The sequence below is a fragment of the Parachitinimonas caeni genome (assembly GCF_030129945.1).
Classification (GTDB): domain Bacteria; phylum Pseudomonadota; class Gammaproteobacteria; order Burkholderiales; family Chitinimonadaceae; genus Parachitinimonas; species Parachitinimonas caeni.
The window spans coordinates 1-10,631 of sequence record NZ_JARRAF010000063.1 but is presented as its reverse complement, the minus strand read 5'-3'; the positions used below and the strand labels follow the sequence as shown (position 1 = coordinate 10,631).

Sequence of the window (10,631 nt, the reverse complement as noted above, 5' to 3'; positions counted from 1 at the left end):
TTCAAAGCCTGCTGGCGACCGCTAAACTCAACGGCCTCGAACCCCTGGCCTGGCTGACCGCCACCCTTGAACGTCTCCCCACCTGGCCTAATGGCCGCATTGATGAACTACTCCCCCTGAATTCAACGACCGCTAGCTGATTCGAAACCCAGCCGCAAGGTGGGATGGTCGGACGGTTACATTCATGATAAAGTGTGCTGTTATGGAAGCGCACCCCCCCTCCGGAAAATGATAAATCGGACCCCCATATTGCACCGGAAATTTTCGGGTTTGGCAATTCATGGCAAAGATGCCAATTAATGGTGGCCTCTTCGCTGCAATATAAATCGCCTCGATAGGTGGCTATCCAGATTTTTCCATCTGCGCTCCCTAAGCCCGTGACCATGTTCTCTGGAAAAAACGCGTATTCAATTCTTGCATAGGCATTTTCACCCGCAAGCATAGTTAGCGCAGCCCAGAACACTGTTATCGACGTTTTGAATCTCATATCGTCCTCGCTGAATTGGTTTTAGCTTTGGTTAATTCATTATTTAATCGCCACAACTGCTTGTCGCAGCTCTTGATAAGGGGTTCCCATGCATTTTCTGCGGGAACCCCATGTTCACAAGCTTATTGATCCTCCCACCAGGTCTTACCCAGTTCCCGCAGCAGGGCATCGTGTATCGCCTGGTCCATTTGCTTGAGCCGATCCGCAAAATAGTCGGTAGTGCCCAGGTTGATTACCAATGCTGGCTGGTCCCGATCTGCCGTCTGTTGCCAATGCCGTACAGCAAACCGAGTGGCTTCTTTCGGCTCTGGGGAGGCGGTGAATGCCACCAGACCATTCCTCGCCAAAGGCACCGGGTCTACCTGCAAGGTCAAGGTCTGACTTACCGTGGCCCGATGGCCGTTGCTGGCCTCGATAGCGGTTGCCACCACACTCAACTCCAGCTTGCCGCTGAACTGAATGGGCGGTGTCAGCGCCAGGGTGCTGAGGTTCCAGCCGGTGAGGTCGGCAACAGTGTTATTGGCGCTGGCCGTGAAGCTGCGACGGCCATCGCTGATCACCGTGCCCACCGGCAAGCCCCCCAGTGTCAGCTGCAGGCTTTCCGAGCCGTCGGTGTCGGTCAGCTGGGCGTCAATGGCTTGCAGGCGGATCGCGCTGCCGGCCTTGCCTTGGTTCAGCGTCACCGTTTCGGTCAGGGCTAGATCGTCCAGCATGCTGCCACGACCGCCGCTGTCGCGCTGGCGCGCTTCGGTGACGATGCGCAGCGTCTGCGGCCCGCCCTTGCCGGTGAAGCCGATGCGGATGCTCTGCCAGCTCAGCGCCGTAGCGCTGCTGCCGGGCTCCAGCGTGCTCAGACGCTGGCCGTCCACATACACGCCGATCCGGGTGTAGGCGCCGCTGTAGCCCAGACGGCCGGCCAGATCGAAGCTCAGCCGGTAATCGGCACCCGCAATCGTGTCGATCTGCCGCTCGATGCCCAAGGTCTGCGTTTGCGTGCCGCCGGCGTCGTTCAGTTCCAGCCAGTTCTGGCCCTTGCCGGTCTGCGCGTTCACGCTGATGGGCTGGTTGCGGGCATTACTCATGCTGTCGCCGCTGCTCCAGATCTCGAAACCGTTTTTGCCCCCGGCTTGCACATCGCCGGTGGTAACCAGGGTCCAGCCTTCGAACACGCTATCGTTGATCACGGTCGAACTGCGATCAGGGTTGGGGGCGCTCTCCCAGCTGGTGCGGAACCGCTCACGCTGACCGCTGCGACCGGTAAGCTGCAGGGTCGGCGCATCGGCCACGGCCTGGGTGCAGCTACGTCTCTGCACGGAAACTGATGAAACTCAATAATTTAGCGAGCCTTACTCGGCAAAAATTTTGGGTACACATTCAGTATTTTATTGTCGAGGATTTTTTCCCATTTACGCTCATCTTTCATCCATTTAAATAGATATTTTTGATTGGTGCATATGTATATTTCTCCCGACTTTGAAAGATGAATAATGGATAAGCTGATTCTTGGCTGTGAAGAGGGTAAGGGTAGTTGCTTGCAATTTCTTGCTGCACTGTTGCATAGAAAAATCCCATTTTTTTTGTCGTTATACCAGATGCTATGTGTGTTATTAACCCCTTCAAGATACCAATTCTGCTTTTCGTTGCTAATATTTCCAGGAAGTGATTTTGGCCAAATTTCAACTGGAACTTTTCTGGTGGATTTATTGTAAAAATCAAAAAAAATCGATTTATTATTTGGAGCTTCAGCATCTTCTGTCTCAATACCAATAAACATTGATTTTTCATTTGAAAAAATATCATCTTGATAGACGGATATTCTTCCCGTGTATTCAAATGAAAAATTCGCAACCGCATTTGGTTTTTTAAGCTCAAGCGAGAAAAATTGGCAGGTGTCTGTGCCGAGCTCATTTCGTTTTGTGATTTTTCCAGGAGATTGGGTCAACCTTCCGCCTCGAGGTTGGCCCGTAATGACATTGTGTCCAAAGTAAAGCGTATCTTTATGCGCTCCCAGGGCGCAGAGTTCTCCCACCGATTCGGTTCCCGGTACACGTTGAGGGGCTTCCCGACTTCCTAATTTATGCACATAAACTCCTAGAGGAAACCCTTCATTGGTAAATTGAAAGTACAAATCCCCATTCTGGCTGACGGTGCCAAATATTTTGCTCTGCTTGACTTGTGTTTCTCGCCAGGTTACTCCCGAGTTTCTGGATTCCCACATTGCTCTATTTTCATAAACTCCCGCAACTCGGTACACTACATTTCCGTGGCCGGTTATGATGTCGCCCCAGGCAACATAGTCATCCATTTTTTTTGCCTGCTCTTTGCTGACTACCTGGTGACATAACTGCCAGGCAATTTGGTGTTTATCTGTGCAATATAAATCGCCATTAAGCGTCACTACCAGAATTTTCTTGCCAGAAATCGCCATGGTGATAATTTCGTTGCCTCGGCTGGGCATTCTTACTAATTTTGCTTCGCAAAAGAGGGATAAGGGTATTGTGCAGATAGCCGCCATCAGTGGTGCCAATTTAAAAGCCCGCATCATTTTTCCTTTTATTTAAATAAATGTCCGTAGAAGTGCAGACTTGCTGTGTTTGCAACAAGTCTGCTTTTTCGTTCTTTTTAAACAAGTTCCCGTTATTGGTTTTCTCGCTTTTGGGACGATAGCTCTCGCAACAGCGTGTCCAGAATCATCTTGTCCAGCTGTTTGAAGCGCTGTTCCAGATGCGCAGAGACGTCTATGGATCGCTGCAGACTGGTTTGGCCGTGAGGCATTTCATTCTGCCAGTGACCCATCCACACCCTCTGCGGTGTGCTGCTTGGGGGCGCAGAGGCCACACTCACCAGCGGGTTCATTGCCAGCGGTGCCGGCAAAACCAACAAGGTCAAGGTCTGGCTGAGGCTGGCGGTTTGGCCGGTCTGGCTTTCGATGGCGGTGGCGATCAGTTCCAGCGGCAGTTCACCCCGGTAGCTAAGCGGGGGCGTGATCGCCAGCCGGTCGAGCTGCCAGCCCGCGAGTTTGACCCGCTCGCGTGGCACGGTCACCGTGTGGCTATGGCTGCCGTCGCTTACCCGGCTGCCTACGGGCAGGCCCAGCAGTTCGAGGTGGCTGGTTTCCGAGCCGTCGGCATCGCCGGTGCCCAGCTCAATCGGCAGCAGGCGGATCGGGCTGCCCGAGCGGCCTTCGTTGTAAACAAAGCTTTCGCTCAGGCTCAGATCGTCCAGCATCATGCCGCGCCCGGCCGGGTCGCGACTCTGGGCTTCGGTCACAATCCGCAAGGTCTGCCGGCCGCCTTTGCCCAGGAATAGCGCACTGTCGGTCTGCCAGGTGAGCTTGGACGGCACGCTACTTTGGGTGAAGCTGGCGATACGCTGCTCATCCACATACACGCCGATGGCGGTGTAGGCGGCGCCGAAGCCTGGCCGGCCTGCCAGATCCAGACTCAACCGGTAATGGGCACCGGCTACGGTGTCGATCTGCCGTTCAATCCCCAAGGTCTGCGTCTGCGTGCCCGCCGCGTCATTCAGCTCCAGCCAGTTCTGGCCGTTGCCGGCCATTGCGGTGACGGTAACCGGCTGATTGCGCTGATTACTCATGCTGTCGCCACTGCTCCAGACCTCGAAGCCGTTTTTGCCCCCAGCTTGCACATCGCCCGTAGTGACCAGGGTCCAGCCTTCGAACAAGCTATCGCTGATCACGGTCGAGCTGCGATCAGGGTTGGGGGCGCTCTCCCAGCTGGTGCGGAACAGCTCACGCGGCTGAACGGTGCCGAACTTGAACACCGGTGCATCGACCACCGCTTGGATGTTCAGCTTTAACACCGCCTCGGCCGAATCGAGCTGGCCATCGTTGAGGATAAAGCGGATGGCGTCTTCGCCCGCATAGTTGGCAGTTGGCGTGTAGAGCCAGCTGCCATCAGCCTGAGCGGTGAGCGTGCCGTGTTGCGGTTGGGCGGTGATACGGCCCGTCAAGACATCCGACTCGGCATCGCTGCCGAATTGGCGCAGGTCAATCCGCACACTGCCATCTTCCAGCAGGCTGAGTACGCCATCGCGCGCGGTCGGGGCGGTGTTGGCGGGCAGCACGGTGAGCGTGACAGTGACTGGCGCCGAGTCGGCCTGACCGTCGTTAAGGTAATAGGTGAACTGGTCGGGGCCACTGTAACGCCGGTCGGCGATATAGCTCCAGCTGCCATCGGCATGGCGCGATACCTGGCCATGCGCTGGGCCGGTGTTGAGGTGGGCGCTCAGGCTATCGCCATCCACATCCTTGGCCCCGGTCAGCGGGTGGAAGATAAACGACTGGCCAGCCACCACGCTGCCCTGGCTATCGACGCCCAGCGGCGCATCGTTTACCGGGCGCACGGTGAGCGTGATGGTTGCCACATTCGAAGTACTGCCATCGGCCGTGTAGCGATACTGGATCGTCTCAGTGCCCGACCAATTGGCGGCTGGCTGATAACGCAAACTGCCATCGCCATTCACCACCACGCTGCCCTGTGCGGGCTGGCTGACGAGCTCGATCCGGGCCGAAGCATCTGCGCCCAGATCGTTGACGAGGGGTCTCAACTCCAACGCGCTGTCCTCGTCGAGGCTGGCCGTGTCGTCAAACGCCAGCACGTTTTGCACCAACTGAATATCCCGAATCGCCACATGGCTCTGCTCGCTGCCAAAGCCGATCAAGTCAAACGACAGCAGGGCAGGGGTGCCGGCCAGGTCACCGCCGACCCCGTGCTTGAGATCGATAAAGTAAGTGACGGTGCCATCGCCATTCAGCTGTTTGCGCACGCCAGATGCCAGTTTCTCGGCACCACCGGTCTGGATATTGAGCAGCGCATCGCTATTGGCCATGCCGGTGCTGCCGACCAGCGAGGCGCCGGTGTTGGCGTTGAGCAGGGCGACTTGGAAGGCGTCAGACGGGCCGCTGCTATTGGCGATCAGGGCTTGGTCAGCCACCGTGAAGCGCAAGTAGCGGTCTTGCGGCTTGCTGGTGAACGAATGCACGAGGCGGGAGCTACCCGACTCTTGCAAATCAGTGCTTGGTGGCAAACCTCCCAGCATTGGTTGAAGCGTGCTGTGGGCGGTAACGACGGCTGGAGATGCCAACGGTAAACCGACACGCGCCAAACCGGACGGGTCTTCAATCTGCAACGTGGTGTTGCCCGAGTTGATGCTGACCAGCTTGGAAGGCCCGGAATGCCGCAGGTCGTAATTCTCTTTGATCTTCTTGACCTCGCTTACCAGATTGCCCACGTCCTTTAAGGCTGGATTGAACATCGGGTCTTTCAAACCAAAGGACAGCATCGACCGTTGCGACGGATTACGCATATTCAGATCGACACGCTCCGAATCTTGCGCCGTCATGAAGTTTGGCTTTCCAAAAATAGGGGTCTGATTGGCATCGGCCCCATATTCATCTGGCAGGCCAAGCAAATGTCCTAGCTCATGTACATAGACGCGGGAAAGTCTTTGCCCAAATTCGGAATATGGATCCTTTATTTTGTATTTGTATACGTCCACATCCTCTGAAATAGATCTAAGTTCCGCCCCAATGCCTATCGTCTCAATTCCATGTCCTTTCTGGGCCTCATCGCCTTGAAATGCCTGCGTCAACATATATAGCTGCGCACTGGCGCTGAGCTTTTTGTTGTTGATTGGCAAGCCATTGAAATCCAGATTCAACCATGCCTCCCCCAAATCACCCAATACATCATCAGAGTAGGTGGCTTCCATAATCCGCTTGCTAAGATCGACTGCTGGCCCATTTCTGACTATTTTCAGGCTCACATATTGCCGGCCTGAATGGCCGTGTGGTTTGGCAAAATCAGCACAGAATTTCTCGACTTCCGAAACAATCATGTTTTCAAATGCCAGCCACTTGCTGTTGGATATCTGGCCATTTGCAAAGCCAAACTTAGTCTGCATGTCTATCAAGGTTTTGGTAGAGTCTTGTAAATCTTTCCATCTTTTATGCCTAACCTTATTGGGGTCATTCGGATCATTCGGGTTAGGGCGTTTTGGCTCAGGTATCCTCTTGTTAATGGCCACAAAGGCTGCCGTCAAAGCAGCGCGTGCTTTCGCCATATTCAGGTTCAAGGTCACCGGCGGCACGGTTTGTGCTGCCAGATAAACACTGGTCAAGACTTTTCCGTCTTCTACAATATCGAGCACATCAATATCGGCAACAGCATCTTTGTCCTCGCGGGCCCAATACTGCACGGTTGTCGTCCGGTCTTTTTCGTTCCAGCTGTTTTCTACCACTTTGAAATATTTGCCATTTCGGGCAACCAGCGTAAGCCCGGCAGGGTTATAGATTTTTTTCTCCCTAATTGCACCGACTACAGTGTCCGAGAAATATAGCGTGCGGTCGTTCGGGTCTGCATCGCCCAAATCGGCCACATAGACCATCTTGTATGAATTGGAAACCGGCCCGGTCAAATTGCCCTTGCTATCAATCGCCTGGGTTTTTACCAAGGCTTTATCCACGATGGCATCTGCAGTGGTGAATTTCTGTACCTGCTGAATATCCAGCTTACTGAATACCGGTAGTTTGAAAACTTCGCCCGGTTTCAATTCAACCGACTTCTCCACCACCAGATCTTTGCCTTTGCCGGCAAGCAATGCTTTGTTGCCGAGTGATAGGGCATCGCTCTGCTCTGGTTTGCCTTTCCATAAAAAGCTATTGGACTCGACCGAAATCTGGAAGCGAGTGGGCTGACCCGTGTAGTTCCTCCAGCTCAAGGTGTGTTGATCCGCTTTCTCCGGCTCGATCTTGTCAGCCCAAGCCCTCATGCTGCTGACTCCCGGACTGGCAGGCAGGTTGCTATGGGGTAGCACGGTGGTCTTGTCCGCCAGATGTTCCACTTTGGGAATCGCCGGCGTCAGCACGAATGGGTTTCCTGGCGCATACGGCGAAAACACCACTACCCCATCATGCGCCATCCCACTGCTGTCGGTGACTTCCACGCCCGGTTTGAAGATGCCCATTCCGAACACCCGCCCAAACACCTGATTCGCGGCTGGGCCGTTGTAGCGGGCCGGTAGCAGGTCGGGGCGGGGGGCGGAGTGGATGCCGCCCGTCGGTTGGCGGTCAAGCGGAATCGCGTAGCGGCGCGGGTGGGCCTTGGCCTCGATGGCGGCGTTCAGCAGCTTGGCTATGTCCCAGCCGAACACCGCATCAGCCGGGCCGGTGGCGGGGTTGGTCAGGCTCGGTTCGTAGATAAAGCCGGTGGCGTAGAGCCGGCCGTCGCCGCTCAGGCTCAGCTGGTTGAGCGCAGTGCCGGGGATCGGTGTGGTGGCGCCCAGGTATTCCGGGCCACCGTTCTTGCCCAGCGGGTCGCGGATCACCCCGATCTTGCCGCCGATCTGGTTGCCCACGTCGGTGCCGTACAGCACATGCGGGTCGTTCACGCTGAAGTGGTAGTCGGCCACCAGCGCATACTCTTCGCCCTGGTAGGCCACCATCACACTGCCTTGCGCGCGCTGGATGTTGAGCTGGTGTTGCCGGTCGTACCATTCCGGGTCGGTGCGCAGCGGGGTGAGGGCGGTGCCCTTGGCGGTGCCGAGCTGGCCCGGTCGGCCCTGGTCGTCCAGGTCCCAATGCACGCCGGCCAGACCGAAGTTGCGGTCGAGCGCGCTGGAGAGCAGGAAGTCGGCGCCACTCAGACCTTCGCTCAGGTTGACCGGGGCCTTGCCGCCGGTGCCCCCGCTACCGCTCTGGCTGTCGGCATGGGTGTAGCGGTCGAGCTTGTGCCAGGCCGTGCCGGGTATCCGGCCGTCAGCCCCCACCTGCTGCAGATCGACCACATAGACGTTGCCGGGCTGGCGCCAGGCTTCGTCGTCGAGGCCGGCCCAGGTATTGGGGGCCGAGAGTTGCGAAGCCGTCAGCGCCAGATAGCGGCCGCTGCTGATCGCCATATCCTGATAACCGAAGCGCGCTTCGACCGGCAGGCTCAGGTCCTGGCTGGTGCGCAGATAGCCAGCCGCACCGGGGCGGATGTTCAGGCGCAGCAGACGGCCGCCTTGCGGGTTGTTACGACTGCCTTCGGTGTAATACAGCCAGTCGCCTTGTACCCCCAGGCTGCTCAGCTCACTGCCCAGTCCGGCCGGAATATGGGTATAAACCACGGCCTGCGCCATCAGGTCGATGACGTAGATCCGCTTCTGGCCGGCGACGAAGGCGAGCGTGCCGTCTTCGCTGAACGCCACGGCGTCGGCCTTGCCGCTATTGAGTTGCAGCGGCTGGCCTTTCTCATCCTTGACCAGACTGCGCACCAAGCTGAGCCCCTCGGCGGTGGGCCGGAACAGGTGCAGCTGGTTTTCCTGGGTTTTCCAGTGGCGGCTGGCGATGACGGCGGCGGGCTGGTTGGGTTGCCACAGCTCGACCGCCTCGCCACTTAAGCGCTGGCTGGCCGAGGGCTTCTGACCAAAGCCGGGGGTGAGGGCTATCCGTTCCACCCAGCCGATGTGCTGCGACAGCGACAGGCCGGCCGGTAGCTGCGCCACCCACTGTTTGTCCTGATTCAGCTTCAGCTCGACTGCTTGCCAGCTCAGGCCCCGGTCGTCCACCCGTTGCGTGGGTGCCGCCAAGGCATCGGCCCGAGGCTTGAGCCATAGTTTGAGCTGGTATTGGTTGCTGTTGCTGCCTTCTGGCAGGAAGTGGCTGCCCTGCAACCGGATCTGACCGCTGGCGCGATCCAGCTCGAAACCGGTGATGTCCGGCAGCTGGCGCGGGTTGGCCGGGACGGGCGGGAATTCGAACCGCACCTTGCCCTCTTTCACCGTGGTCGGAATCTTGGTCTGGTAGCTGCCGTCGATCTTGGTGGTGATACCCAGGAAGGCATCGCGCAGGGCACGCATCATGCCGCTGAAGCCTTCGCCGGAAGCACCGGCCATGGCGCGGGCGGCCACGGCAATGTTCTCGGCCGGGGCCCAGATGCTGTCCCACTCCATGAACTTGTGGGTGACTTCCATTTCCCCGGTATCGGGGTTGGACTTCGACAGCACGGTGGCCACCACGTCCATGGTCTTGGTCAGCCCTTCAAACGGCGGGCTGGACGTGCGGGCGATGCCGTCTGCGCCAATGCGGCCGTTATCCAGCAACCACCAGGTATCGTGACTGACGCCGTTGGCATCCACGATCTGGCCCTTGGCCCAGAACAGCACCTCGGTGCCGACCGCCTGCGGCGACGCGACCTTGAGCGCCAACTGCAGCGGCAGACGGGCTTCCTGCCCACCCAGATCCAGATGCACCGCGCCGAGGGTATCGAGCACGCCAGCGGCTGGCAGCGGCAAGCCCAGGCTGCTGGGCTCGACCGCCTGGATGCTGACGCGACCTGCAGCAGGCAGGCTGCCGGGCGCCAGCATCAGCAGGTTGCCGGCGGCATCCTGCACTATCACCCCCTGGCCGGCAGCGATGTCGGTCGGGCCGGTCTGCGGGGTTTCCACCCGCACGATCAGATCGCGCTGCAAGCCTTGGTAGATGACCGAGATCGTGGTCGAACCTACCGCTTTGGCGTGGATCAGACCATCGGCACTGACTTCGGCAATGCGCGGGTCGCTCACCAGATAGCGGATACCGCTGGTGGCGGCGTCGATCCGGGTGCCGTCGAGCGTATGCACCTTGAGCTGACGCTGGCCCACTTCGGCCGGTAGTTCGATCGCCTTGGGGTAGACATCCACTTCGAAGCCGTCTTCATCCAGCAAAGGTCGGCCTGGGTTGGTATCCACGCTAAAGGCATTAAAGCCCTCAATCCCTCTGGCCTTGGCATGCACCACGGTATGGCCCGTGGCCAGACCACGTACCCGGCCTTCCGCATCAACCGTCAATAGATCCGGGTGGTCGCTGCTCCAGCTGAGGTAATGGCCATCGAGCTGCACATTGGCTTCGTCTTCGAAATCGCCGATGGCTTGCAGCTGGTTGGCCCCCCCTGTTGCCAGCGAGGCGAGGCGTTCGAGCCGGATCGCGGTCAACTTCGCGCCACTGACCTTCACCTTGAGCTCAATCACCCCACTCATCGCAAAGCCATCGTCAGCCTGCAGGCGAAGGGTGGCATCGCCGGCGAAACCGGCTTCGGGGGTGAAGAGCAGGGTTTGGCCGTCGGCAGCGAGGCGGGCTGTGCCGTGTTCGGCGCCGAGGATGCGC

4 protein-coding genes are annotated in these 10,631 nt (G+C 58.0%); 1 reads left to right on the top strand and 3 read right to left on the bottom strand.

Features of this window, described 5'->3' with window-relative positions:
* Positions 1 to 140 (top strand): transposase domain-containing protein (locus tag PZA18_RS22915; protein WP_284101365.1); only part of this gene is annotated, 140 nt, incomplete at its 5' end.
* 469 nt (positions 141 to 609) lie between these two features.
* Here the strand turns inward: PZA18_RS22915 and PZA18_RS22910 are convergent.
* The 3 genes from PZA18_RS22910 to PZA18_RS22900 form a co-directional block, all read right to left on the bottom strand.
* Entirely contained in the window at positions 610 to 1,800 is a 1,191-nt protein-coding gene (locus PZA18_RS22910) for a hypothetical protein (protein ID WP_284103221.1), read from the bottom strand.
* 23 nt (positions 1,801 to 1,823) lie between these two features.
* A complete protein-coding gene (locus PZA18_RS22905) occupies positions 1,824 to 3,032 on the bottom strand; it encodes a hypothetical protein (RefSeq protein ID WP_284103220.1) in 1,209 nt (402 codons plus the stop codon).
* A gap of 92 nt (positions 3,033 to 3,124) precedes the next feature.
* Positions 3,125 to 10,631, bottom strand: a 7,507-nt coding sequence (locus PZA18_RS22900; RefSeq protein ID WP_284103219.1) for a tandem-95 repeat protein, incomplete at its 5' end; no start/stop codon positions are given.